23 protein-coding genes, 1 tRNA gene and 1 pseudogene are annotated in these 23,801 nt (G+C 40.0%); 7 read left to right on the top strand and 18 right to left on the bottom strand.

Going from position 1 to position 23,801, the window contains the following annotated elements:
- The 10 genes and pseudogenes from LEP1GSC199_RS14800 to LEP1GSC199_RS14755 all read right to left on the bottom strand — a co-directional run.
- A pseudogene (locus LEP1GSC199_RS14800) lies at positions 1-232 on the bottom strand (sterol desaturase family protein); the annotation flags it as partial.
- 18 nt (positions 233-250) lie between these two features.
- Entirely contained in the window at positions 251-1,129 is an 879-nt protein-coding gene (gene rsmA, locus LEP1GSC199_RS14795; protein ID WP_002986730.1) for a 16S rRNA (adenine(1518)-N(6)/adenine(1519)-N(6))-dimethyltransferase RsmA, read from the bottom strand.
- A complete protein-coding gene (locus LEP1GSC199_RS14790; RefSeq protein ID WP_002986711.1) occupies positions 1,083-2,912 on the bottom strand; it encodes a ComEC/Rec2 family competence protein in 1,830 nt (609 codons plus the stop codon). The genes rsmA and LEP1GSC199_RS14790 overlap by 47 nt, the downstream gene beginning before the upstream one ends.
- A 42-nt stretch (positions 2,913-2,954) precedes the next feature.
- Positions 2,955-3,923 carry a tryptophan--tRNA ligase gene (gene trpS, locus LEP1GSC199_RS14785; RefSeq protein WP_002986736.1) on the bottom strand — a complete coding sequence of 323 codons (969 nt, stop codon included), beginning with the start codon at positions 3,921-3,923 and terminating at the stop codon, positions 2,955-2,957.
- A complete protein-coding gene (locus LEP1GSC199_RS14780) occupies positions 3,920-5,899 on the bottom strand; it encodes a hypothetical protein (protein WP_002986766.1) in 1,980 nt (659 codons plus the stop codon). Before LEP1GSC199_RS14780 ends, trpS begins: the two co-directional genes overlap by 4 nt.
- Positions 5,900-5,901: 2 nt before the next feature.
- The gene (locus LEP1GSC199_RS14775; protein WP_002986755.1) at positions 5,902-6,483 is read right to left on the bottom strand and encodes a LolA family protein; all 582 of its coding nucleotides are present in this window, start codon (positions 6,481-6,483) and stop codon (positions 5,902-5,904) included.
- 23 nt (positions 6,484-6,506) lie between these two features.
- Positions 6,507-7,466, bottom strand: a complete 960-nt coding sequence (locus LEP1GSC199_RS14770) for an electron transfer flavoprotein subunit alpha/FixB family protein (protein WP_002986781.1) — start codon at positions 7,464-7,466, stop codon at positions 6,507-6,509.
- Positions 7,467-7,476: 10 nt separating this feature from the next.
- Entirely contained in the window at positions 7,477-8,238 is a 762-nt protein-coding gene (locus tag LEP1GSC199_RS14765; protein ID WP_002986791.1) for an electron transfer flavoprotein subunit beta/FixA family protein, read from the bottom strand.
- Between the two features lie 67 nt (positions 8,239-8,305).
- Entirely contained in the window at positions 8,306-8,605 is a 300-nt protein-coding gene (locus LEP1GSC199_RS14760) for an LIC10362 family protein (protein WP_002986773.1), read from the bottom strand.
- A 16-nt stretch (positions 8,606-8,621) separates the two neighbouring features.
- Entirely contained in the window at positions 8,622-9,452 is an 831-nt protein-coding gene (locus LEP1GSC199_RS14755) for a hypothetical protein (protein WP_232420801.1), read from the bottom strand.
- An 81-nt stretch (positions 9,453-9,533) separates the two neighbouring features.
- Between LEP1GSC199_RS14755 and LEP1GSC199_RS14750 the strand changes: the two genes are divergently transcribed.
- Positions 9,534-10,886: an adenylate/guanylate cyclase domain-containing protein gene (locus tag LEP1GSC199_RS14750; RefSeq protein WP_002986745.1), complete on the top strand. Its 1,353-nt coding sequence runs from the start codon at positions 9,534-9,536 to the stop codon at positions 10,884-10,886.
- Here the strand turns inward: LEP1GSC199_RS14750 and LEP1GSC199_RS14745 are convergent.
- Entirely contained in the window at positions 10,883-12,355 is a 1,473-nt protein-coding gene (locus LEP1GSC199_RS14745) for an HD-GYP domain-containing protein (RefSeq protein ID WP_002986757.1), read from the bottom strand. The genes LEP1GSC199_RS14750 and LEP1GSC199_RS14745 overlap by 4 nt on opposite strands.
- Before the next feature lie 371 nt (positions 12,356-12,726).
- On the opposite strand from LEP1GSC199_RS14745, the gene LEP1GSC199_RS14740 reads away from it, so the two are divergent.
- Positions 12,727-13,911, top strand: coding sequence for an acyl-CoA dehydrogenase family protein (locus LEP1GSC199_RS14740; protein WP_002986723.1), 1,185 nt, complete (start codon positions 12,727-12,729; stop codon positions 13,909-13,911).
- Between the two features lie 161 nt (positions 13,912-14,072).
- A complete protein-coding gene (gene thrB / locus LEP1GSC199_RS14735) occupies positions 14,073-15,026 on the top strand; it encodes a homoserine kinase (RefSeq protein WP_002986759.1) in 954 nt (317 codons plus the stop codon).
- A 9-nt stretch (positions 15,027-15,035) separates the two neighbouring features.
- On the opposite strand, the gene LEP1GSC199_RS14730 is transcribed toward thrB, so the two are convergent.
- Together LEP1GSC199_RS14730 and LEP1GSC199_RS21890 are read right to left on the bottom strand one after the other, a co-directional pair.
- Entirely contained in the window at positions 15,036-15,674 is a 639-nt protein-coding gene (locus LEP1GSC199_RS14730) for a hypothetical protein (RefSeq protein ID WP_002986761.1), read from the bottom strand.
- Between the two features lie 2 nt (positions 15,675-15,676).
- Entirely contained in the window at positions 15,677-15,814 is a 138-nt protein-coding gene (locus LEP1GSC199_RS21890; RefSeq protein WP_002986720.1) for a hypothetical protein, read from the bottom strand.
- Positions 15,815-16,156: 342 nt separating this feature from the next.
- On the opposite strand from LEP1GSC199_RS21890, the gene LEP1GSC199_RS14720 reads away from it, so the two are divergent.
- From LEP1GSC199_RS14720 to LEP1GSC199_RS14710, 3 genes are all read left to right on the top strand, one after another.
- Positions 16,157-17,206 carry a DsbA family protein gene (locus LEP1GSC199_RS14720; RefSeq protein WP_002986734.1) on the top strand — a complete coding sequence of 350 codons (1,050 nt, stop codon included), beginning with the start codon at positions 16,157-16,159 and terminating at the stop codon, positions 17,204-17,206.
- Positions 17,207-17,234: 28 nt separating this feature from the next.
- Complete coding sequence (locus LEP1GSC199_RS14715; protein WP_002986714.1) at positions 17,235-18,218, top strand: malate dehydrogenase; 984 nt, start codon at positions 17,235-17,237, stop codon at positions 18,216-18,218.
- A 234-nt stretch (positions 18,219-18,452) separates the two neighbouring features.
- Positions 18,453-19,604, top strand: coding sequence for an ATP-binding protein (locus tag LEP1GSC199_RS14710; protein ID WP_002986768.1), 1,152 nt, complete (start codon positions 18,453-18,455; stop codon positions 19,602-19,604).
- 91 nt (positions 19,605-19,695) lie between these two features.
- On the opposite strand, the gene LEP1GSC199_RS14705 is transcribed toward LEP1GSC199_RS14710, so the two are convergent.
- Positions 19,696-20,547, bottom strand: coding sequence for an alpha/beta fold hydrolase (locus LEP1GSC199_RS14705; protein ID WP_002986777.1), 852 nt, complete (start codon positions 20,545-20,547; stop codon positions 19,696-19,698).
- Between the two features lie 120 nt (positions 20,548-20,667).
- Here LEP1GSC199_RS14705 and LEP1GSC199_RS14700 point away from each other — a divergent pair, with 120 nt between their 5' ends.
- The gene (locus LEP1GSC199_RS14700; protein ID WP_039926975.1) at positions 20,668-21,114 is read left to right on the top strand and encodes a MarR family winged helix-turn-helix transcriptional regulator; all 447 of its coding nucleotides are present in this window, start codon (positions 20,668-20,670) and stop codon (positions 21,112-21,114) included.
- A 3-nt stretch (positions 21,115-21,117) separates the two neighbouring features.
- Here the strand turns inward: LEP1GSC199_RS14700 and prmC are convergent, their stop codons facing one another.
- From prmC to LEP1GSC199_RS14680, 4 genes are all read right to left on the bottom strand, one after another.
- Complete coding sequence (prmC, locus tag LEP1GSC199_RS14695; RefSeq protein WP_002986744.1) at positions 21,118-22,002, bottom strand: peptide chain release factor N(5)-glutamine methyltransferase; 885 nt, start codon at positions 22,000-22,002, stop codon at positions 21,118-21,120.
- 6 nt (positions 22,003-22,008) lie between these two features.
- Positions 22,009-22,081: transfer RNA gene (locus tag LEP1GSC199_RS14690), tRNA-Arg, on the bottom strand.
- Positions 22,082-22,085: 4 nt separating this feature from the next.
- Complete coding sequence (locus LEP1GSC199_RS14685) at positions 22,086-22,718, bottom strand: Crp/Fnr family transcriptional regulator (protein WP_015681348.1); 633 nt, start codon at positions 22,716-22,718, stop codon at positions 22,086-22,088.
- An 11-nt stretch (positions 22,719-22,729) separates the two neighbouring features.
- Positions 22,730-23,782 (bottom strand): tetratricopeptide repeat protein, encoded by a 1,053-nt coding sequence (locus LEP1GSC199_RS14680; protein ID WP_039926982.1) that lies wholly within the window; start codon positions 23,780-23,782, stop codon positions 22,730-22,732.
- Positions 23,783-23,801 lie beyond the last annotated feature (19 nt).

The raw sequence follows: 23,801 nt of genomic DNA, 5'->3' as shown, positions 1-23,801 counted from the left end.
ACGCCACGTATAAGTGCTCGTAAATATAGAAATAGGCAAAGAGTCCGATTCCCTTTTGGAAAAGTCCCCAAATTTGGGAAACGATTCCTGTGCTTAGGTCCGCAATGGAATCATTCAGCCGGTAAAGGGCTTTGTTTTTACGGTAACCAATGTAAACTTCGATCCCAATTAGGAGGAAGAATACAGGGATGGCATAGGTGACAATGGGCGGAGGTGTAAAATTCTCGAACATGGCGGAGTAAATTTGACATCATTTTGACAAATAGTCAAGTAAATGTTGACCCAAAGTCAGAAATTGTTCTCGGTTCAATTCTTCCGGTCTTGCCGTAGGAGGAACCCCTGCCGATTGGATAGCTTTCCCTAAAGCCTCCCGAAAGTCTGGATCCTCAGAAAAGGGAGATTCGCGAAGGCTCACTTGGATTTGTTTTCGTTTCCCCCAAAAAAGAGTTCGAAGCATTCGCGACCAGAGCTCCACTTCGCGGTTGTTTGTGAGTTTCCACTGGTTCTGTTTTGTTTCTTTTTTGGGACTGAGTAGGATGAGGGCGGAATGGATTTTAGGAATGGGGAAAAAACAGTTCTTATGAACGGTTTTCAAATACTTTACTTCACAAAAGGCTGAAAGAAAAACAGATAAGGAAGACGTTTCTTTCACAAGGCGTTCGGCGAATTCCTTTTGCACCATAAAAATCCCACCCTGGAAATTGCGACAATGGATGACCAGGGTATTAATGATTTCAGTTGTTAGGTGGTAAGGTAAATTTCCAAATACAAATACTTTTTCGTTATAGATATGGAAGAGGTTGTCTAAGGCATCCCCTTCAAAGAGGACTGCCTTCGGAAACTTTGGTAAAATTTCTTCTTTGGTTAATTGGATGTAAGCGTTGTCGATTTCGAAAAGATAGGTTTTTTTATCTAGGCCTAGGACGGGGTAAGTTAAAGTCCCGAGCCCAATTCCAATTTCTGCAAGAACAGTTGCTTCATCATGTAGCAGAGGTTCGGTGGAATTGACTATGAAATTGACTATGTTTTGGTCGATGAGGAAGTTTTGGCCAAATTTCTTCTGAGCTCGGATCCCTTTGGATTCAAAGAAGGTTTGTATGTTGGAGATGGTCGCGTAAGGGGATTTCAAAAGTTTCCTCAACGAGTATCATTTTCCAGGCAGTAGAAATCCCAAGTAGTTTTTGGTATTGGATCCATTCTTTCGCTTCCTTTTTTTTCCAAGGAGGAAAGTCCAAAAGAAGGACTCCCTTCCATTTGGGGTTGGCACTGGACTTATCTGCTTGTTTTGTTTGTTTTAAAAACCGTCCCACCTCCTTCGGATTCCCATCAAACCGGATAATGGAAAATAAGGGATTCATTCCAGCCCCAAGGATCTCCGTTTCCTTTGGTTTTATTGGGAGTTGGAATTTCGAAATCCACTCTAGGGATTTCTCTGTCCCATGCCAGTAAACGTCTGTTATTTTATGTTTGTTCATTGAGGATAGAATTCCACGGAGACAAGATTCAGATTCAAAGGAAATGATTTTTGGGGGTGGAAGGCCTGGTGTGGGTTCTGTTAATCCTTTGGAATAACAAGTTCCAAAAATATAGAGATGTTCGCCGTGTAAAATGGAAAGATTTCCCTTTCGGAGTTTGGTTAGAAGTATCGGAAAGTTTGTCGTCGGGAAAAAATAAGAAACAATCAAAAAGAAAGTGGGTAGAAGGTAGAGAGGCGTTTTGATTAAGGGATGTTTTAAGAAACGAAGTTTTGGATAAAGTGTGAATCCAATGGTAATGAGGATAGAAACAAAACAAATTTCTGCCGGTGTGGTGGCCCAAGTTTTATAACCTCGGCCTAGATTTCCTAATTCTTGAAATAGTTTTAAGAAGATAGACAATTCGAAAGAAGCAGGAACCCAAATCCAGGATGAAAGTAAATCTACAAAAAACTCAGGAACCAAAGACTGCAGAAAAAAACTAAGATAGAGTGTGGGAAGAAGAATCCCCGCCATAGGAACCAAAAGAAAATTGATCCAAATCCCTCCAAAAGAAAAAGATCGGAAGTAATAGACTAAAACAGGAAGAGTGCTAAGAGAACAAGCAAGTGTTAAGTGAAGATTCTCTTTGAAAATGGATTTGGATTTGGGAAGAAGGATTTGGTCAAAACTTGGTTTTAGAAAAAAAATTCCAAACACAGCTCCAAAGGATAATAAAAATCCAATGCTCAAAAAATCATAAAAAAGAAAAAATGCAATGCAAGCTGTTGAGATCGCAAGTAAATCTGCCGGCCCAATCTTTCTATAAAACAATGAAGCCGTAAGGGATAAAAAAACAAAGAGGTAAGCCCGTAAAAAAGATACGGGAAAGTCCAATGCCGACAAATAGAGAAAACCAACACCTAACGAAAGGATGATGGAAATCCATTTCTTTTTTCGAAAACAAAGGTTTCCCAAAAATTGTAAGGAACCAATAAAAATTCCTAAATGGAGACCGGAGGCCGCAAACAAATGAAGAATCCCTGATTCTTTTGCAATATCTTTGAAACTTCCAGGAATTTCCTTTGTGGATCCCGTGACAAAACCCATCACTATCCTTGATTCAAATTTGGTGAGGGGAGATTTTTTAAGTTGGGTTTCTAAATAAGTACGAAAGAGGGGATGGATGGTTTTTACACGAGGGCCTGAATGGATGTTGGCAAATAATAAAAATAGAATCGATGCCAATAAAAAAAGATAAACCCTTCTATCGATGTTACGCGTGAGGAACGGTGGGAGGAAGGTATAAAGAACGAGAAGTAAGAGAGAAAAAAGGATGAGTGTCGAATGAAATCCGGGAACTTTCATTCCCAGTTTTAAAAGAAAGGCCGTCCCACAAATTCCCAAACAAAACCAACTAAAATCGGCCCTGGGAAGAAGATAGATCTCCTGTTTCATACTGGAATAGGTGGAAAATGGTGAACTTTGGTTCTTTAGAAATTAGAAAGGATAGATGCCTAAGGTTTTTCTCACATCCTCTATTTTCTTTTGTGCGACTGTTTTCGCTTTTTCTTTCCCTTCTTTTAGGACTTGGTGCACATAATCCAAGTTTTGTGAGAGTTCTTCTCGTTTGTTCCTGTAGGGTGCAAAATGACCTAAAATGGAATCCAAAAGATCTTTTTTTAGATCTCCGTATCCGAACCCACCTTGTTTGTATTTATCCATTTGGGCGGATTTTTCTGCAGATGTTAGGAAGAGAGAATGGATTTGGAAGATAACAGATGTTTCTGGGTCTTTGGGTTCTTCTACTGCTTTGGAATCACTGACGATAGACATCACTTTCTTTTTGATCTCTTTTTCAGTTCCAAAGAAGTCGATTGTGTTTTTGTAAGATTTGGACATCTTTGCACCATCCACACCGGGAACGGTAGCCGTGTTTTCATCGATATCGGGTTCTGGGATTGTCAGAGCCGGTCCAAATTGTGTGTTGAATTTTTCGGCTATGTTCCTTGCAAATTCCAGATGTTGTTTTTGGTCTTTTCCCACAGGAACTTTTTCTGCGGAAAAAAGTAGGATGTCACTGGCCATAAGTACCGGATAAGTAAAAAGTCCAGCACCTGGAACAAATCCTTTGGCTACTTTGTCTTTAAAAGAATGAGCCAATTGTAATTGCGATACCGTAATAGATTGCGATAAATACCAAGTGAGTTCTGTGACTTCAGGAACATCACTTTGCACCCAAAATACAGATTTTTCCGGATTTACACCTAGTGCGAGTAAGTCGATGGCACATTCTAAAGTAAAATCTTTTAATTCTTCTTTGGATCGGAAAGTTGTGAGTGCATGTAGGTTTGCTATAAAAAGAAATAAGTCTTCTGTGGATTGGTAATCCAAGATTTTTTTGATCGCAGAAAAATAGTTACCTAAGTGGAGTTTTCCTGAGGGTTGTAAGCCAGTGAGGACTCTCATGTTTCTTCTTCCGTTTCGGAAAGATCTATTGGTTCAGAAGTTTCTTGGTTCTCTGAAGATTCTGAACTTCCAGTGTTACTTCCCGCTTCTTTATGAAAGCTGGAGTAGGTGAGTCTTTCATATTCTTTATTTAATTTGATCAGTTCTTGTTCGATTTTGCGGTGAGCAGTTAGCTTTGAAGTTGTCGTTGGATCTTTGAAGATCACTGCATAATTATATAAATATTTGGTGAATTGGATGAAAACATCTTCTACCTTCATTCCATTGATTCTTTCTTTAGCCACTACATACTTATCAAAATGGGGAATGAACCTTTGTGCAATTTTGACTTCTTCGATGACTTTTTCTTTTGTGGATGCTATTTTATCATTTGTTTTGCCTTTGGATTCGGTGACTTTAGCCATCAAATGGTTTTCCACAATGATATTGAGTTTGCCTGCAAAACTTCCAAAAAACTCCGAGGATTCTTGTAATGCCTGAACTATGGTTCCTGCGATCTGGTCATTGGCCGCATTACCCGTGCTATAGTCCATTCCATACTGCTGGAAACTATATTGGAAACTAGGAAATTTTTTATTAAAATTGTCTATGGTTCGAACGAGTGAATTGAGTTGGTCAATTTCATTTCGAAAAAGTCCAGGTTGGACAAGGAGGAGTTCTTGGTTTTGGTTTTTATCACCTAGACGAATATAACCTTCAATTAAGTTAATGTATACTGTTTGTAAATCACGGAGTAATAAGTATACAAGTCTATGTGGTTGTGATTTATAGCTGTTTTTAACCGTTTGGCTTTTTGCCGATTCTGGCATGTGGTGGGCCATAAAATCGTCTACCACAACATTCAAAAAATCAAAACTGATTTTTCCTTTGTTATCAATGGAGAAATAACGAGATCTAAGATTTTGCAGTTCTTCCATTTTGAAGGAACGAGAGTTGATATCGTCGGAAAGTTTGGCAACAGTGATCTCAACTTCTTTTTGGATTTCTCGTGCTGCTTGGAATTTATGTTCTTGGATGATAGGAACTCGTAAGTCCGCAACAATCTCAGGCCAAGTGAACATTTTTTTCTTTGCTACAATGTAGAAAGCCGTAATGGCCTCGGATAACTTTGGTTTTGTGTTCTCAAGGTTTAATGCGTAACCAACCCCTTCCATTATTTTACCCAACTTGGGAGTGAGTTTGTCGTCCATTTTGACAATGTCTGGAAGGTTTGAGAGGATGATGTCGTTTGCATCGTTTCTTTGGAGAAAACGTACGTAAAACATCTGCATTTTTAAGGAACGTTCTAAAAAAATGTCAGCAGAAATTTTGTCTAAAATGAGTGCATCTAAAGAGGCGAAGGCATTATAGAACTTATTAAAATTATTAATGATATTGTAAACTAGTGGAGTCCAAATCCTCCAACCTTGTTGTTCTGAAACACGTAAGGCCTGGATGGTAGGAATGAGAACATCTTCTTTCATCCCACGAAAAAGTTTTTCCACATTATTGGAAATGGTAGGGTTACGACCAAAAAGACCTATGTCTATCGTTCCGGTATCCCTTCCAAATTTGCTGATGGAGTTGTTTACACTGCCCGCACCACCACCAAAAAGACCGGCAAGAAGTCCACCACCTTGTCTTTGTTCGATGGCCCTTTTTTTTGCTGGGTTTTGTTTTTGTTTGGCACTGTCGATAGTAACTAAATCACTAGAACGTTTCGGTTTTGGATCCGGTGTTGGACTCGCGTATGGTTTTGGATTTTCTCTGCGAGGTGATTCTCTTTCGGGAAGCCCGCGGTCTCGCCCATCTTCTTTTTTTGGTTTGTTTTTGGCTTCATAGTCTTCATCTACTTTACGGATGAGATCAATGCGTATAAAAACGTCGTTTGATTTTAAAATGGCCTCATCGATCAGTTGTTGGTGTTCTGGTATACGAGTTTTACGATACAAATCGGCAAATACGCGGTGTGCTTCTGTACGAGAGACCGGAGTCACAATCACTCCTTTTGGTTGAGAGGGTTCTCAACAATCTGTGAGCTTGTGGGAGGTTGGAAGTTGAATAGGCCTGTTCCGAGACCAATATTTGTAGCAATGCCTGAGAAGGCCACTTCGGTTATTTCTTCGTCGGAACGTTTCATTTTGAGTACACGAGGTAGGTCGTTATCGGAAACAACCAAAATAATTTCATTATATCGTTTGGTATTAGAAGTGAGACGAAAAGTTCTGCCACTAACTGACACATTTTCGTAACCAGACAAAAGTCCACCGAGACCCCCGGAAACACCTCTTAAATCCTGTTTTCCGGCAATGGATGAGTCTGGATTGTAGAACCACAAGATCCGCCCGTTAGAAGAAATAATCCTTCCATCACTGAAACGAACATGGAGTTGATTGGGGCTTTTGAAAGAAACGACTCCTGTGAGTCCACCGTTGATAGTGACTGAAGCACGAAAACTTTCTAATGAATACATTTTGCCGATGACGGCATTGAGACGATCTCTTCCTTCCTCTGCCCAAAGGAAACCCGTTTGGACAAAGAAAAGAACAACGATCGAAATTTTGGGAAGGAAATTCCTCAAAGGACGAAAGTTCGTATTGGGAATTAACCCAATACTTTTTTGAACTCAGAAGTCAGTGCAGGCACTACTTCAAAAAGGTCAGCTACCACACCGTAAGTCGCTACTTTGAAAATAGGAGCGTCTCCATCTTTGTTGATGGCAACGATGTATTTAGAAGATCCCATACCCGCTAAATGTTGGATGGCTCCGGAGATACCGCAAGCAATGTAACAGTTAGGGGAGACAGTTTTACCTGTTTGTCCTACTTGGTGGGAGTGAGAAATCCATCCTGCATCTACTGTGGCACGGGAAGCACCAAGTGCTGCACCGAGTGTATCTGCTAGGTCTTGGATGATCGGCCAGTTTTCTGGTCCTTTGATTCCGCGTCCACCAGATACAATGATAGAAGCATCTGCAAGTTGCACTTTGTTTCCACCAGAAAGATCTTTAGATAAAGACTTAGTTCTTACTTCACCAGCTACTGCACCAGATTTTTCTACAGCTCCTGCTCCGTCTTTTGGAGTTACTTCTTGGGAGTTTGCACGCACTGTAAAGATTTGGATGTCAGAAGTTACTTTGAAATTTGCATACGCTTTTCCAGAGTAAATCGGTTTCTTTGCTACTACTTTGCCACCGTCAACAGAAAGACCCACTGCATCAGCAACGATACCAGCATTTGCTTTGATCGCTACTCTTGCTGAGTATTCTTTTCCTTGTGCAGAGTGTGGAATTAAAACCACTGCTGGTTTTTTCTCTTGGATGATTGCAAAAATTCCATTTGCATAACCTTCAGGAGAAAATTCACCAAGGTTTGCGCCGATGACAGTATCTGCACCAACCGCTTTTAGATCACCAGCAAACGCATCTACGTTGTCAGTAATGATTACTGTATGAACTTTACCACCAATGGAGTCCGCAATTTTGCGAGCCGCAGAAGTGAGTTCTTTTGAGATTTTTTTAAGTTCGCCGTTTTTTAATTCACCAACTACTAAAACATCAGCCATGTTCGTCTCCTTAGATGACCTTCGCTTCTTCGCGAAGAGCTTTTACAAGTTGAGATGCAAAACCTTGTGCATCTGCCGCTTCCAGTTTTCGACCAGCGATACGTGGAGGAGGTGGTTCAAGAGATACTACTTCGAGTTTAGATCCTGTTGCTCCGAGTTCTTCCGGTTTTTTAACATCTACCGGTTTTTTCTTCGCAGACATGATACCTTTTAAACTTGGGTATCTTGGTTCATTTAAACCTTTTTGTGCAGTTACTGCTAGAGGAGCAGAAGTTTCTACAACTTCAGTTCCACCTTCGATTTCGCGAGTGGCAGTTACTTTGTTTCCGTCAAACTCAAGTTTGAGGGCCATAGCTACGTGAGGAACATTCAATCTCTCTGCAATTTGCACCACAACTTGTGAGCTGTCAGTGTCGATTGATTGGCGACCACCGATGACCACATCTGCGTTTTCTGCTTTAATGAGATTTGCAAGAAGTTCGGAAGTATATGTAGAATCAAAAGTTACATAGTCATCCACTTTTACATGAACGGCTCTGTCCACACCCATAGCGTAAGCAGTACGAAGAGCTTCGACTGCACGGTCTGGACCGAGGGACACTGCGATGACTTCTCCACCGCTTTTTTCACGAATTCTGATTCCCTCTTCGATTGCAAATTCATCATAAGGAGAGATGATCCATTTTACGCCAGCTTCGTTGATCGATTTTTCACCGACCTTGATATTAGTTTCCGTGTCCGGAACCTGCTTTACTAGAACAACAATTTTCATTCCTTAACCCCGTTATCGTGGATTACCTAAGACCAGAAAACGAGAGGGAAGTCATAAGGGAAGTACATTATTCTCTCCAGAACGTGTATTTACTCCAATTGTAGGCCCAAATGATCCAAACAATGACAACAACGACGTTTGCATCCGTTCGGAGGAAGAAGGTAAATCCCAAGGTCAGAGGGAGTAGGAGGAGGAGGGCAAAACTAATGAGGAGGACCAAATAGGGAGTGGATTTCCAGTCTTTAGAGGCAACTTGGATTTGTTCCAGGATGTTTAGGTTAGGGTTTGGCACTAATTTTTGGAATCGGAAAGAGTAGAGTAGGACAAAAAGGAAAAGTGCGACCAAATGTACGATGAGTAACCACATAAACCCACCCTAATTTTTAAGGAAGTAGGGAGAAGAAAAAAAAGATCTGGGGTAGGAACATCGGAAGGTAGGAAAGTTCACAAAGAGACTTGAATCCGAAACCTTTCTCTTTTTGCAAACTACAAATACCGAGCCAGAGATACGTTAGTCCCATCCCGATAAGAAATCCACCCGAGTGATTTTGAAAAATTGTAACCCAAAGGAGGAAACAAGTCCCAATTCCCAAAAGGCAAAGGACAACGGTTCTTACCGTTTTTGGTTTTGCATATTGGATTAGGGTGAAAGTTTTTTGCGATTGGTCAAACTCGCGGTCTGTATTGTAGGTGAGAAGGACGTTCGCAAATACATGGAGAAATAAAGTCCAAACCATTGGGTCTGAACCACCAAACAAAGGAAAGGGGAGGAGGACTCCCAAAGTGTAAAATCCTGATACCAAAATTTCTTTGGGGATAGGAGAACGTTTTGTGACGGTTAAAACCAAAAACAAAACAAAGGAAATGAAAATAGGAAAGTGGTTCCAAAGAAAAGCCAATTCAAAAAAGATCCCGATGAATAGAGAAACAAGTGTGGAAAAAGCCAGTAAACTAACAATGATAAATCGGAATTGTATGTAAAAGGCCCCCCGTTCGGAGAGAGGTTCTATTTCACGTTTAGCATCCCATAAATGGTCGGCAAGATAAAGCACCCAAACGGAACTTAAATAAAAGAGAAACAAAGTAGGTCGGATTTTTTCGTTTAGATATAGGGAAAAAAAAGAAAGGTTCGCAGAAAGGGAAAGAAGCACATCCAAAGCCAAAAAGGAACTTAGTTTTCCAAATTGCATCAAATATCCTTTTTGGAACATCATTCACTAAAACATTAAGGTTTCTTGGTTGGCAAAAAGAAAATTCCCTTGTCAGTAAAACTTTTCATGTTGGAATGTTGACCTATGTTCCACTCCATTGTTCAATCCATTCGATCTGTGTATTGTATCCGGGATCAGTTCCCTCGGTATATGTCGGAGCTTTTGTTTCAAGAAGAACAAATGGGCGCATTATTCGCCGTTCGATTTCGGTACGTGATTGGACTAGCTTTAGCTGCCAGTGCAGTCGCCAATTTGAGTAATACAGATTCTTTGTCAGGTTTTTTAATTAATTTTGTGGCCCTTGGATTTTACTTTCTTAATACATTCCTTCATGCTCAAATTCTAAAAAATAGTAAGGGGTATTGGAAAACAAAATATGACTATATTAGTTTATTCATAGATAACCTTCTTGTCACGATCACGATTATCAATTGGTATCTTTTGAAAGGAGAAGGGAATCCCAACTTCCTTGTCAAATCTCCGTTGGTTGTGTTCTACCTTCTTCCTTTGTCTCTTAGTTTGTTCCAATACCGATTTTCTCTTGTGAACTTTTCTTTTGTTTGTTTTTTAATTAGTTATTACGGATTCATTGTATACGCATTAGTAGCGGATTCTCAGGCAGTCAGTGGTTTAGATTGGTATCGTTATGTTTTGGGAGACCAAATCATTCTGGCAGATGCGCTGGTCACAAAACCCACCATTTATTTGGTCCTGGTGTTTGCCGTTTCTTATGCAATTTTTCGAAGCCTTCGTATGTTATTGAAATTTGCAGCAGCAGAATCTCAAAAAACTACTTTATCTCGTTATTTTTCCCCGGATTTAGTTTCAGAAATTGTTTCCGAACCAGAAGTTATCGGCAAGGGTAAAAGACAGAAGGTAACGGTTCTTTTTAGTGATATTCGAGGGTTCACACAGTTTTCTGAATCCATAGATCCAGAAGAGCTCTCCATTTTTTTAACCGAGTTTCGTCGTCGTATGGTACGAGCGATCTTTAAATACAAGGGAAGTTTAGATAAATTCATCGGGGACGCGGTGATGGCGACCTTCGGCACTCCCTATCCTTCGGAAACAATAGGAGAAGATTCCAAAAATGCAGTTTTTGCCGCAAAGTCTATGTTAGATGAGCTTGGGCAGTGGAACAAAGAACGAATGGCAGACGGATTGACCGAAATTAAAATTGGAATCGGAATTCATACAGGAGAAGTGTTTTGTGGGAGCATTGGTTCAGAAGAAAGGATGGAATACACTGTTATTGGTGATACAGTCAATACGGCATCTCGGATTGAGTCGGCTTGTAAAGATTTGGGTGTTTCTTTTCTGATCTCAGAAGCAGTTTGGTTGGAGACCGGCTCTCCTGGTGGTTGGGATAAAAAAGAATCTGTGGCTCTATCGGGAAGAGAACAAAAAATTCATCTCTATTCACCAAACGAAAATTAGGAGGCCATGTTTATTTTGTAAATTGCTTCGTGAAGAGCCGGGTTTAATTCTGGGTCAATGATATAAATGACACGAGTGGTTCCCGCTTGTAAGGCCAGATCCATAATGGCTTTTCTGCGATCAATTTTGATACTGTGTAAATCAAAGTCTGCAATTTTGAATTTGTTTCCTTTTTGGAACACTGGGTTGATGCTACAAATTCTTTGGAGTTTGGGACGTGTTTGATACCTGCCTACATCGAGAACAATACAAATATCAAAATGGGCCCGTTTTTCAGAATCCACAGAGGCTGTGATGACAAAGTCTCCAAAGTTCACAATGTTTTCGTTATTGGTAAGGGAACTTCCCACATAGTCGAGAAGATGTCTGATGTTTTTATTGCTATAAGAGAAAAACGAATCATTCAAAATCATTTTTAATGCGGTGGAAGATTTGAATGCGGGCCTCCAAGGTTGGTTGGAAGTAAGGGATGCATATTCACTAGCAAGTGAAAGTATAGCGATGTCTTCTTCGAAACTAGAAGAGGTCACATTGTTTTCTTGTAAGTGGAGTTGGAGTTCGATATCTTGAGTGATTCTTTCCTTTCCCACCTCTTTATTGTATTTATCACGGACAGACATAAGTTTTGTAAAAAGGGATCTTGGATCTGGAAAGTTGTTATTCACTCCATTGCCCCGGTAAGGTCTGTGGTGGTTTAAAATAAGTGTGCGAACATGAGAATCAATTTCTGGCGCAGGTAAGGTCATCAAATAACTGATGATAGGGTGTTGTTGAACTACCGCATATTCTTCTTTTGTGAGTTTGGGATTGTTTTTGATATCAAGTCGGGAATACCCAACATCTGCCAAATAACTTGCCATCATAAGACTGAGATGGTCTTTTTTATTCGATTCTTCTTTTCCTTCATTCACAATCTTTTTTGTGCGGACCTTCATTCCCATGGCAACTACTGTGCGTTTGGTCATCAGTTCCGATTCTACAGAAACACCCGCTACACCCAGAATTTCTAAAATATTAAAGATACCTAGTTCGTAGTCCGGATTACTTGTGAAGTCAGTGAGAAGTTCGTTTACTGAGTTTTGAACAAAGACGGCTTGGTCCGAAGAGAAGGAAGTTTTGCGTAAATCTTCAATGAGAGCCTGGGATTGTTTGGCGAAACGAGAAGTTTTTTCCTGATCAAATAATTTTGTAGTCCGACCTGGTTCCAAATAGGCACTTTCAGCACCATTGGGTTTGGTTTTTCTCAACTCTGAAATCAAAAAGTAAACACCTTGCATTTCGAATTTTAGTAGTTTCCCGAAATCTGCTTCAGAAGGATTCCTTTTTTTATGAATGAGGATTTGCCCGTCTTTATTGTAAAGATCGAGAGGAATGTTTTTGTTTTTGCGGAAACTATTTAAAGACTCTTCAGTTAACTCAAATTTGGCGAGCTTATCAGTTGGTACTATGTTTGTATCGTTAGTGCTCATTGTTATTTCGGCTTATGTGACGAAAATTTTCCAGATGTTATGGTGATGTTTATATAGATTGAATAATATGTAAATCGATTCCTGTATTTAATTATTACTTTTTATTACATAGGAATTTCCTCATAGGATAATCACTAGTTGTAGGTAGTTATTCTATTGGTGCATACGGTTTTTGTTTTATCTTTTCTTAAGTTGTGTCAATGTTGTTACGCAAAATAACTCTCGTTAGCGTATCTATAATAAACTCTTTCTTTTGGTTGGCATTTTAAATGAAAAACGGTTCGTTTTTGTAGCGATTTCAATTAGCGGAATGTAATGGTCGCAGGTTTTTTCGTTTACAGGCTCAGGAAAAGTACGAAAAAATTATCTTTATGAGTACGCTTTCGACAAAAAAATCATCACTGGATTTATTCAATCCTACAGAAGACCATCTGGCACTAAGGGAGTCTGTCGCATCCTTTGCGGAAAGGGAGATGGACGAACAAGCAAAAGAAAACGATGAAAAGGAAACATTCAATACCATGCTTTTCAAACGGCTTGGTTCTGAACTTGGGCTTTTTGGAATCACTGTACCAGAAGCTGATGGTGGGCATGGTTTGGATCCACTTGCTGCAGTCATCATCCATGAAGAGATGTCTAGGTTTGACCCAGGTTTTACACTTTCTTATTTGGCCCACGAAGTACTTTTTGTGAATAATTTTTTCTATAGCTCCAACCCTTCGCAGAGAGTCCGTTATTTGAGTAAGGTCATCACAGGTGAATGGATTGGTGGGATGGGGATGACAGAACCTGGTGCTGGAACGGACGTTCTTGGGATGACAACTCATGCTGTCAAAAAGGGAGATCGTTATATCATCAATGGAGTCAAACAATACATTACCAACGGATCGATAGGCCAGGTTTTTGTTCTTTATACGAAGCTTGAAAAAAATGGAAAAAAAATGACCTCCTTTGTAATCGAGTCGTCTTACAAGGGTTTTTCGGTCGGTAAAAAAGAAGAAAAGATGGGAATGCGTTCTTCACCCACTACCCAACTAGTTTTTGAAGACATGGAAGTTCCAGAAGAGAATTTACTCGGTGTGGAAAATGGTGCTGTCACTCATATGATGCGGAATTTAGAAATTGAACGTGTGACTCTTGCGGCCCAGTCACTCGGAATTGCTCGTCGTTGTATTGATATCATGTGTGATTATACCATCCGTCACAGGGAAGCCTTTGGCAAAAAACTGATGGAGTTTGGTCAAATCCAAAGGATGGTTGCCGAGTCTTATGCTGATTACCAAGCCGCAAGAGCTCTTGTGTATCACGTGGCAAGTGAGCTCGGACCCGATGTTCGTAACTCTCTGGGTGCAGCATCAGCAAAACTAGTTGCCACTCAAATGGCGGAACGAGTTTCAAGAAATGCCATCCAAGTTTTAGGCGGGTATGGATACTGTCGGGAATATCCTGTAGAACGTTTGCATCGCGATGCCATCTTACTTAGTATTGGTGGCGGAACGAACGAAGCCATGCAAAAGAACATTGCGAGCGATTTGAAAAAACTTTGGTCGGAGTGATGGTCAATATCTAATTGTAATTCACTTCTCACTGATGGTTCCGTTGTTTTATACGAGAGAATTCCTGTTGGAGATTCTTGTGGACTTTCTGGCAGCGGAACCATTCTTAAAAAGAAAGAGAGGTTGATTTTGGAAACCGGTCTTAGAGCCTGGGCGAAACGATGATTCGCCTTCCTAAGATTTTTATCCAAGTGCCGGGAACTTCTGCCAACTTAGGGCCCGGTTTTGATCTTATGGGTCTTGCTCTCGATCTTCGTAATGAATTTGAATTTACTTTTTCCAAAGAAATTACCGAATCAAAAACAGAATTAAAAAACGGCCAACAGTTACCGTTTTCTGCAAAAGAAGATTTGGTGTATCAATCCTATCTTTCCTACTTCGAAAAATTTTTACCAGGCAGATCGGCACCTCCCTACCATTGCAAAATGAGTTTGTCCTTACCCTTAAAAGGGGGGCTTGGTTCTAGTGCTTCGGCCATAGTCGCTGGCCTCTCTTTGGCAAGGGAAGTACATAAAAGATTGGATCCGGAAACTCTGCCAACAGAGCCAAACTTCACCCAATATTTAGCGGAATTTGAAGGCCATCCAGATAATACCTTGCCGGCCTATCTGGGTGGATTTGTTTTCGCCTATTCTACGTTTGGTGAAAAGCTGAGGTATTTCCGTAAAAAATTTCCATCATCGGTTGCTATTTTTGTTTTAACACCAGAGTTTCATGTTTCGACAGAGGAATCAAGAAAGACACTTCCGAAAACCTACCCCACGGCCGATGTCATTTTTAATTTATCTCGCATTGGTGCTTGGATGCATTTTTTAGACAAACGTAAGTTTGGTGATTTGCTTGTTGGTTTGGAAGACAAAATGCATACTCCTTACAGAATTCCAAAGTCATCTCCTTTGTACCCATTAGCGGATCTTTTCAAAGAGGCAGGGATTGGTTATTGTTTGTCTGGCTCTGGACCAAGTTTACTTGTGTTTTTAGAACGGAAGGCAGTAAAAACCAAACAGTCGGAATTGGAAAAGATGGTATCTCAAGTGATGGGGCCCGCAAAAATTGCGTATAGTTTCAAACGTGTCAAACCCGATGGACTTGGGGTTCGCATTCAAACAAAATAGTTTATCGTTTTAGTCTTCTTCGGCACCTTCTTCTTTACCAAATCCATACACGTCTCCACGAAACCTCGCTTTTCTGTTGATCCCTGGTTGGATTTTTCCAACTTCAAATGTAAATTTCATTCGTTCCTTTCCTGATCTATTGAAATAAAAGGAAGAGGTGAGAGAAACTTCGATGTAGTTCACCATCCGTTCTTTGGCAATTTTATCGGAGATTCGAAATTCGGCTGGATGACCAATGATTTCATACGATTCAAAACTTTCTTTGGACTCCATCTTTCCGTAATGTTCCATTCGTGGGGGTTTATAGAAAGTGGGTCCGTTCTTTAAAACAGTAATGGTATAATCTTCGCTATCTCGACTTTTTTTGAATTGGAAGATCAGATGGTCTTCCGAAATCGCATTACATCGGGTAGCCAGGTTTCCGGTTTTACAGCCAATTTGGAAGGTGGCAAACCGGCTTAGTTCATCAACAACAAGATCGTATTTGTCTCCCGTTTGGACGGGGATAAACCGGTCGGATTCTTTTCGAGAGATGACAGGATGGATGAATTGGTTGTATACAACAAGTCCTAGTCCCAAAACGGAAATGGTCAATACTCCGCTAAGAACTAGGATAAAACTATCAAGAATGGCAATGCTAAGGAACAAACTTACCTTTTGGTATCTACCTTATGACTTTTGGGGGACGGTAGGGGAGTTCGGGTCACTAGAGAAAGTAAGTCTTTCACTTCTTCCGGTGAAATGATTTGGTTTAGTTTTTCTTCCAGAGACGCAGGTGTTGGCTTCAATACCAAATCTTCCGGCTTTAACTTTGTTTCTCTTTCTGCCTCTACCTTTTTGTTTGTCGTAGGTTTTGCGACTTTTCGGGAAGGGATTCCTTGCCTTCCTCCGATTGTTTCCCAGTTTGGGTGGGAATCGTGGGGGGGACCGAAACGTGCGAGTTTCCTTGAATGTTAATTGTGTTCATTTTTCCCAAACCTCCGTGTTCAGGATCAGCTCTCTTGAGAAAAAATATCCTTTTCCCTCCCTCAGATTTTCGGATATTTTGAGGTAGGCTTTAGCGAAAATCGATATTTTTTTTCAGATTTTTCCGTTTGATTGCCCGCTTTATGGCCGGGAAGCTGGCAGGGATGGAAAATATTTTTAAAAAGTGGATGGAAAACCCCATCTCCAAAATCGTCCTTGCGACTAACCTCGTTTTCGCCCTTCTCTTTATTGTCAGTGTTCCTTCCTTTGTTCGGGAATACATTACCCAAGATGCAGTGAGTATCGGTGGAAAAAAATATGACTTGAGTGATGTGAAAGAAACTTCTCCCATAGCCTACTCTAAATTCCAATCGGAATACAAGGGACTTATCAAAAACACTCTAGGTGAATTTGCTCAAGACAAACTATTTGAACTTATTGCCAAAGACAAAAACATCAAACCATCCGAAGTATTAACCCAAGGATTCACTCCAAGAGAACCGTCGGATGAAGAAATTATCAATGTATATATGTCCAATAAAGCTCAGTTAGGTGGGAAATCCTTAAACGAGACAAAAGACAAAATTATTGGATTTTTAAAAAACCAACAAGAACAAGAACATAGCCGCACTGTTTACCGCGACATCGTTACAAAGTACCCTGTTGATTTTTTGATCAAAGAACCAGAAGCAGTAAGAGTTTCCGTGGAAGAAAAAAATAATCCTTCCATTGGGCCAAAAGACGCAAAAATCACCATTGTAGAATTCTCTGACTTTGAATGTCCTTTCTGTAAAAGAAGCCAAGATGTGAATCAAAAACTCCGTGAAAAATACAAAGGCCAAATTCGTTGGGTTTTCCGCGATTTCCCACTTCCTTTCCACCAAGATGCAATGTATGCTCACATGGCTGCTAATTGCACAATTTCTGAAGGAAAGTATTGGGATGTATTTAACACACTTTTTGAAAACAGTGGGAACTTAGGGAAAGCCAATGTAGACGCTCTCATTGTAAAAGCTGGAATGCCCAAAGAGAAATACCAAGCTTGTATGAAAAATGCTTCTAGTCTGAAATCTGAAATTGATGCCGACATTGCCGACGGTCAAAAAGTAGGTGTAAGTGGAACTCCAGCATTCTTTATCAATGGAATTTTCATTTCTGGTGCACTACCTTTCGAGAACTTTGATGAGATCATCCAAAAAGAATTAAAACAATAATAGATTATAAATCAAAAAGGAAAATTATATGAGCAAAAAAGTAAAAGTTGCTGTTACTGGTGCTGCCGGACAAATCGGATACGCACTACTATTTCGTATCGCTTCAGGACAAATGTTTGGACCTGACACTGCAGTGGAACTCCAATTATTGGAATTAGAACAAGCCCTCCCTGCTGCTAAAGGTGTCATTATGGAACTAGACGACTGTGCTTTCCCTCTTTTGGAAAAAGTATCTGTCTCTTCTAACATCGATGAGGCGTTTCGTGACATCAACTGGGCACTTCTTGTTGGTTCTGTTCCTAGAAAAGCGGGAATGGAAAGAGGGGATCTACTCAAAATCAATGGTGGCATTTTCACAACGCAAGGAAAAGCAATCGAAAAGAATGCTGCAAGTGATGTGAGAGTTCTTGTTGTTGGTAACCCTTGTAATACAAATGCCCTCATTGCAATGAATAATGCAAAAGGTGTTCCGTCTGACAGATGGTTTGCGATGACTGGCCTCGATGAAAACCGTGCAAAAACACAATTGGCTGGGAAAGCAGGAGTTCTTGTAAAAGATGTTTCCAATGTTGCTATTTGGGGAAACCACTCGGCAACTCAATACCCAGACTTTTACAATGCAAAAATCAAAGGAAAAATAGCAACAGATGTAATCTCTGATCATGACTGGTTAAAAGGTGATTTTATTTCTACCGTACAAAAACGGGGAGCAGCCATCATCGCAGCACGTGGTGCCTCTTCTGCGGCATCTGCAGCGAATGCAGTGGTTGATACAGTGCATAACATCGTGACTCCTACAAAAGCCGGCGACTGGTTCAGCGCCGCTTGCCATTCCAATGGAGAGTATGGTGTGGACAAAGGCCTTATCTTTGGATACCCACTGAAATCAGATGGCAAAAAAGTAGAGATCGTTACTGGTCTTGAAATCAATGCTTTTGGTAAGGAAAAATTTGATATCACTCACAACGAATTGAAAGAAGAAAGAAACGAAGTAAAAGACATGCTTGGTTAAAACTCAAGATTCAACCATTTGTTGGAAGGACCCGCTTACCGAAAGGTGGCGGGTTTTTTTATACACTTTTTATTTTAGTTTTTTCGATTTTTGGGCTTTATGCAATTATTTGGAGCATTTGCTAAATGGAAAATCGACCTATCAAAAATAATAGGTTAACCTATCAAAAATAATAGGTTGACCTATCAAAAATAATAGGTTGACCTATCAAAAATAATAGGTTGACCTATCAAAATGAAATCAGTGATTAGTTTGCCATTCCTTGTGCAGTTGGATAAAAATCTAAAAAACTCCAATCATCTGATTCAAGTGGTCATTGGCCCAAGACAAGTTGGCAAAACGACCACTCTCCTAAAGTATCTGGAAGAAAGTCATTCTGGAAGGTATCACTATGTTTCCGCTGATACTGTTTTTCATTCCACCGAGAAGTGGATCGTGGAGCAGTGGAATTTTGCCAGGGCAAATCATAAAATCCTAGTCATCGACGAAATCCAAAAGTGTGAAAACTGGTCCGAGGTGATCAAAATGCTCTGGGATGAATCAAAAGCCCAAAAAAATCCTGTGGTTTGTATACTACTCGGTTCAAGTTCTTTACACTTACAAAAAGGACTCTCCGAGAGCCTAACAGGTAGGTTCCAATTGATTCCCGTTTATCATTGGAACTATGCCGAATCCAAAAAGGGATACAAATTGAGTTTTGAGGAATATTTAAAATTTGGTGGTTATCCAGGTTCTTATTTTTTGAAGGGCAGTCATGAGTGGAAAACCTATCTCAATCAATCGATCCTTACAACTGTTATCGAAAAAGACATTCTTCAATTTCATACGGTCAAATCACCTGCTTTGTTTCGGCAAGCTTTTGAAATTTTGATTTCCTATCCTGCTCAGGAAATCAGCTATACAAAAATTCTGGGACAAATCCAAGACAAGGGAAATGTGGAACTCGTAAAACATTATATCGCTCTATTTGAAGGTGCTTTTCTGATTAAAACTCTCTCCAAATATTCAGAAAAGAAAGTGATCACAAAAACTTCTTCTCCGAAAATCCTTCCCATGGCACCTTGTCTGTATTATTCGACAGTGCTTGACGAGTATACAGCTGAGGAAAAAGGTCGGGTTTTTGAATTAGTAGTCGGAGCACAACTCCAACGCCTACAAGGTGAATTGTATTACTGGAGAGAAGGAAATGATGAAGTCGACTTTATTTACAAATATGGTAGAAGACTCTATGCCATCGAAGTAAAGAGTGGTCGCAAAAAATCAAACAAGGGGCTTTTGAAATTCAAATCTAAATTTCCAAATGCCAAGTTAGTTTTTGTTACTGAGAAAGACTATCTAGAGTTTGAAGCGGATCCAGATGGATTTTTGATTAGGAATGGTGGGTGAGGGGTGTTTAATTTTGATTCTCAGATTGTAAAGAAAGGAGCATTTCATAAAAATCATTTTAACCTATGCGATTTTTCAGGTTCCAATTTTCTCACCGCATCCAAATTTGCATTTGGGATAAAAACTTTTCAGGTCTTTCTAAAAAAGGTAAGTGGCTACATTCTTCCAAAACTGTCATTTTGATTTTCGGAAAACAACTTAAGATCGGTTCCCAAGTGTAATAAGGTGCTACCTGAAAGTCCTCTTTTCCCATACAAATCCAAACGGGTATAGATATTTCTTTGAAATATTCTGATACATCAATGTCTCGAAACACTTCTCCAAAAAGATAATCAAAGGCAAGTTTGTTTGTGTGAATCCCTTTCCAAAACTCTCTAGAAGGGAAGGGAATTTGGTAAAAACCTTTGGCCTCCAAACTCACACAGTAGTGTATAAAAAAATCTTCCGGTGATGTTTCTATATTTTTTTGGAACTGAACTTGGTTTTCTGTATGTGCCGCCTTACGCACGTCAGATGCCTCTTTTTGGAAGTAAACTTCCGCTTCAGACATGGGACTTCCATGGCTTGGGCCCGTGGAGATCATACAAAGTTTTGATACCAAGTTTGGAAATTTCGCCGCATAAGCAAGAGCCATATACCCATGTCCCGAATGGCCAACAACAGGACAGATTGGTATTTTTAATTCTGTTTGGACGAAAGCAAAATCATTTAATAATTTTTCTAAGGAATAATCTTCTCGGGTTTCCTTTTGCGAGAGGGTTCGCTTCGCAAACCCTCTTTGGTCTACGATGGTGATTTGATACTGTTCTGCCATTTCCTTGGGGATGACTCTGGGATAATACAAAGCGCTTCCGATCCAAAATAGAGGAGGCCCATCTATATCGTTTTTTGCCACTTGGAGGACAAAGCCCTCTCGTTCGATTGTTTGGTATGTCCAAATCATGATGAAACCCCCTGGAACCTTAGTTTAAAATTCCATATAGTTGCACAATACAACTATATGGTTGCTTGTTGCAACTAAAAAAGACTTGAAGGGTTCAAATAAAATTAGGGAAGTGGAATTGTGAAAGGACTCTCTACTTATTTGGGAATTTATATGAGTGAAACATTGCTTCTTATGAGGCGGTTTTTAGCGAATGAATTTACTAAAAAAGGAATCGGGATGCGTTTTGAAGAATGGATGCAGCTTCTTCCTTTGACGGAATCGGAAACTGTAAGCCAGAAAGATCTGAGTGATCGTTTGGTAAAAGACAAAACTACAGTATCCAGGTTAGTGGATGGTTGGGTTAAAAAAGCTTGGGTGAAACGAGAAGTATCCGCCACTGACAAACGATTTTATATTTTGCGTTTTACCAAAAAGGGAAAAGAAATTTGGGAGAAAGGCCTTCCCATCATAACCTCCGCAGATGCGGTATTCCGAAAGGATTTAAGTGACGTGAATGAAAAGGATTTATACCTTCTTCTTTTCAAAATCCAATCTTCTGTCCAAATAGCGGAGAAAGAAAAATAAACTTTAAGAAAGAGAAGGCACCTCGGCAAAGAAAAAACGTTCCTTCTTTGAGCTGTCTAAAATTCTCTTTGAATGAATAAAACCCAATTCCGTCGCTATTGATTCCACATCATTCATATACAGAGGATGAGTTTCCATCATCAACTTTCCACTAGGTTTTAGCCTGTTTTTCGTGGCAGTTAACAAACGTTTGTGGAAATCTTTAAAATCAGATACAAATAAAGCTAAATGTGGCTCATAATCCAAAACATCTGGCATAATGTCCGGTTTTTCTGATTCAGGAATGTAAGGCGGATTGGAGACGATCAAATCAAAATGTAATTCTTTTGGAAGAGACAAATCCAAATCAGAAATAAAAAAATTAGTTTTTTCTGTTAGATTGTATTTTTCAGCGTTACGTCTGCTCACCTCAATCGCTTTTTCGGAAAGGTCAGAGAGAGTTACAACACTTGATTCTAAAAGTTGGGCAAGGCTCAGGCCAATACATCCACTCCCTGAACATAAATCCCAAATTTGGATTTGATCTGTGGTGTTCGCTCTCAAGGATTCCTTCCCTTTCCAAAGATAATCCACAAGTTCTTCTGTTTCTGGTCTTGGGATGAGAACATCATCCGTTACCAAGTATTCAAATTTATGAAATCCTTTTTTACCTGTGATATAGGCTACTGGTTTCCGTTTACTTCGTTCGAGAATTCTCAACCTATAGAGATCAATTTCTTTTTGGCCGAGAGGCATTTCAAATTGCGAGTAGAGTTTGATTCGGGGAAGGTTTAATAGGTCAGAGAGGATCCATTCTGCATCCACACGTGGGTTTGGAATTTCCTTTTTTTCCAGAAATTCTGTAGACCGCTTTAAATAATAAAGTAGAGTTCCGGGTTCTTCCGCCATATCTTATGCCCCCAACAGGATTCGAACCTGTGTCCCCAGTTTAGGAAACTAGTGCTCTATCCACCTGAGCTATGGGAGCTTTTTTACGTAGGTTTACGTTTCTGATTCACTATCCTTTGGAAATCGGAGATATTGTGAATAACAATTTTATCCGGATAGAGATCTAGTTTGCCTGTTTTTACATACTGCATCAGCACCTTTTGCACTTCTCCCACAGGTTGGGCGCACCAATTGGCAATATCATCTACAGTCGCAGAAAGGATAATTTCATTATAAACATCATTGTTATACTGTTTTTCATATAACATCACAAAGACGTCACAAACCTTTCCGATGATATCATCCATAAGGAGAATCATCAGGCGGCGTTTTTGATCATAAATACGAAAGGAAAAAATATGAAGGAGTTTCATCGCTAGTGCGGGGTTTTTCGTCATTAGCATTTCGAAGTTGGCGCGGTTGAAATTGAGAGCTTTCACTTCATTCACAGCGATGGCAGTGGCAGAACGAGGTTGTTCTTCTAAAATTGCCATCTCACCTAAAATATCCCCAGCTTCTAAAACATCTAAAGTTTTAATACTGGTTCCGATGGTTTTTGTGATTTTGACTTTCCCTTCTTTGATGAGGTAAAAGTCGTTTCCTGGTTCATATTCACAAAACAACACTTCGTTCGGTTGGAATACCTTCCCAAACTTTCCAAACATAGCTTCCAACATCTGGTCGTTCACTACTTGCCTCCTTTGAGTTTGGATTTAGCATCTTCTGAGATACTATCATCCAAAGGTGGCATTTGTGTTACCTTTTGGAATAACTGTTTTGATTTTTCCTTATCACCAGATGCCTCTGTAGCGAGTGCTAGGTGGTAAAGGTTTTCTTTAAGTAAAAGGCCTTTGGGATATTTTTTAATAAAATTAGAAAAATGTGTGATGGCTCCAGGATAGTCTTTTGCTTTGAAACTAGACTTACCCATGTAAAACATAGAATTTTCCACAAACTGTTCTTCTTCTTGAGTCACAGAATCTGTTCTTTCTGAAACCATTTTGAATAAGTCAATGGCGTCGGCATACTTTCCTGCGTTCATTAAAGTTGATGCTTTGTCGTAATGGGAAAGGATGGAATTTGGATCTACGCTAGAAGTGGAGGTTTGTGTTGGGACTGCCATGGTTTTTAACATCTCTTGCAGTTTGCCCGATTGTGCGCCCGGTTCCGGTTTGTAAACTAATTCTTGTATGGTGAGAGGGAATGGTGTTTTTTTACGAGCTAGATCCAGAAGTTGTTTGGCTCGGTCTACGTACATTCCGTCCGGATAATGTTGTAGGTATTTTTCAAAGGCATAAGCCGCATGATCAAAATTGCCGTTTTTGTAATAAACTTCGGCGACATTCATAAGTTCGAAGGCAGGATTCTTGGCTTCGCCTTGGCCGAGGATTTCCCTAACCTGGCGGTGGACTTGCCTAAGTTGGCTTGAGAAAACTTTTAGCATTTTGATGATTAAATGGGTTTTGTCCGATACGAATTTTTCGAATTCGGGGACTTTGAAAACGAGAACTGTAGCGGCTCCAATGACTTGTGCCGTTTCTTCTCTGGGGTAACGGCCGATGGCACTCTTAACTCCGAAAAACTCACCGAGTTTTACATCCTCTTTCAGCTCCACACCGTTGATATTCGTGTAAGTTAGTACAACACGACCTTTTTGTAGTACAAAGATATCCTCCGCCTTGTCTTTCTCGAAGTAGACGATGGAACCTCCTTTGTAATTACGAACTATGGGACCTGACAACTCATGCCTCGCTTGCGCT

The sequence above is a fragment of the Leptospira vanthielii serovar Holland str. Waz Holland = ATCC 700522 genome, from assembly GCF_000332455.1.
GTDB classification, from domain to species: domain Bacteria; phylum Spirochaetota; class Leptospiria; order Leptospirales; family Leptospiraceae; genus Leptospira_A; species Leptospira_A vanthielii.
This window is presented reverse-complemented; position numbering and strand designations above follow the sequence as displayed.

What these genes read in the sequence shown, in the direction of transcription:
- prmC (WP_002986744.1), bottom strand. Translation starts at nt 22,002, where the DNA reads ATGGCGGAAGAACCCGGAACTCTACTTTATTATTTAAAGCGGTCTACA.
- LEP1GSC199_RS14790 (WP_002986711.1), bottom strand. Translation starts at nt 2,912, where the DNA reads ATGAAACAGGAGATCTATCTTCTTCCCAGGGCCGATTTTAGTTGGTTT.
- LEP1GSC199_RS14745 (WP_002986757.1), bottom strand. Translation starts at nt 12,355, where the DNA reads ATGAGCACTAACGATACAAACATAGTACCAACTGATAAGCTCGCCAAA.
- thrB (WP_002986759.1), top strand. Translation starts at nt 14,073, where the DNA reads ATGATTCGCCTTCCTAAGATTTTTATCCAAGTGCCGGGAACTTCTGCC.
- LEP1GSC199_RS14760 (WP_002986773.1), bottom strand. Translation starts at nt 8,605, where the DNA reads ATGTGGTTACTCATCGTACATTTGGTCGCACTTTTCCTTTTTGTCCTA.
- LEP1GSC199_RS14740 (WP_002986723.1), top strand. Translation starts at nt 12,727, where the DNA reads ATGAGTACGCTTTCGACAAAAAAATCATCACTGGATTTATTCAATCCT.
- LEP1GSC199_RS14710 (WP_002986768.1), top strand. Translation starts at nt 18,453, where the DNA reads ATGAAATCAGTGATTAGTTTGCCATTCCTTGTGCAGTTGGATAAAAAT.
- LEP1GSC199_RS14715 (WP_002986714.1), top strand. Translation starts at nt 17,235, where the DNA reads ATGAGCAAAAAAGTAAAAGTTGCTGTTACTGGTGCTGCCGGACAAATC.
- LEP1GSC199_RS14765 (WP_002986791.1), bottom strand. Translation starts at nt 8,238, where the DNA reads ATGAAAATTGTTGTTCTAGTAAAGCAGGTTCCGGACACGGAAACTAAT.
- LEP1GSC199_RS14750 (WP_002986745.1), top strand. Translation starts at nt 9,534, where the DNA reads ATGTTCCACTCCATTGTTCAATCCATTCGATCTGTGTATTGTATCCGG.
- trpS (WP_002986736.1), bottom strand. Translation starts at nt 3,923, where the DNA reads ATGAGAGTCCTCACTGGCTTACAACCCTCAGGAAAACTCCACTTAGGT.
- LEP1GSC199_RS14720 (WP_002986734.1), top strand. Translation starts at nt 16,157, where the DNA reads ATGGAAAATATTTTTAAAAAGTGGATGGAAAACCCCATCTCCAAAATC.
- LEP1GSC199_RS14685 (WP_015681348.1), bottom strand. Translation starts at nt 22,718, where the DNA reads ATGTTGGAAGCTATGTTTGGAAAGTTTGGGAAGGTATTCCAACCGAAC.
- LEP1GSC199_RS14705 (WP_002986777.1), bottom strand. Translation starts at nt 20,547, where the DNA reads ATGATTTGGACATACCAAACAATCGAACGAGAGGGCTTTGTCCTCCAA.
- LEP1GSC199_RS14755 (WP_232420801.1), bottom strand. Translation starts at nt 9,452, where the DNA reads ATGATGTTCCAAAAAGGATATTTGATGCAATTTGGAAAACTAAGTTCC.
- LEP1GSC199_RS14770 (WP_002986781.1), bottom strand. Translation starts at nt 7,466, where the DNA reads ATGGCTGATGTTTTAGTAGTTGGTGAATTAAAAAACGGCGAACTTAAA.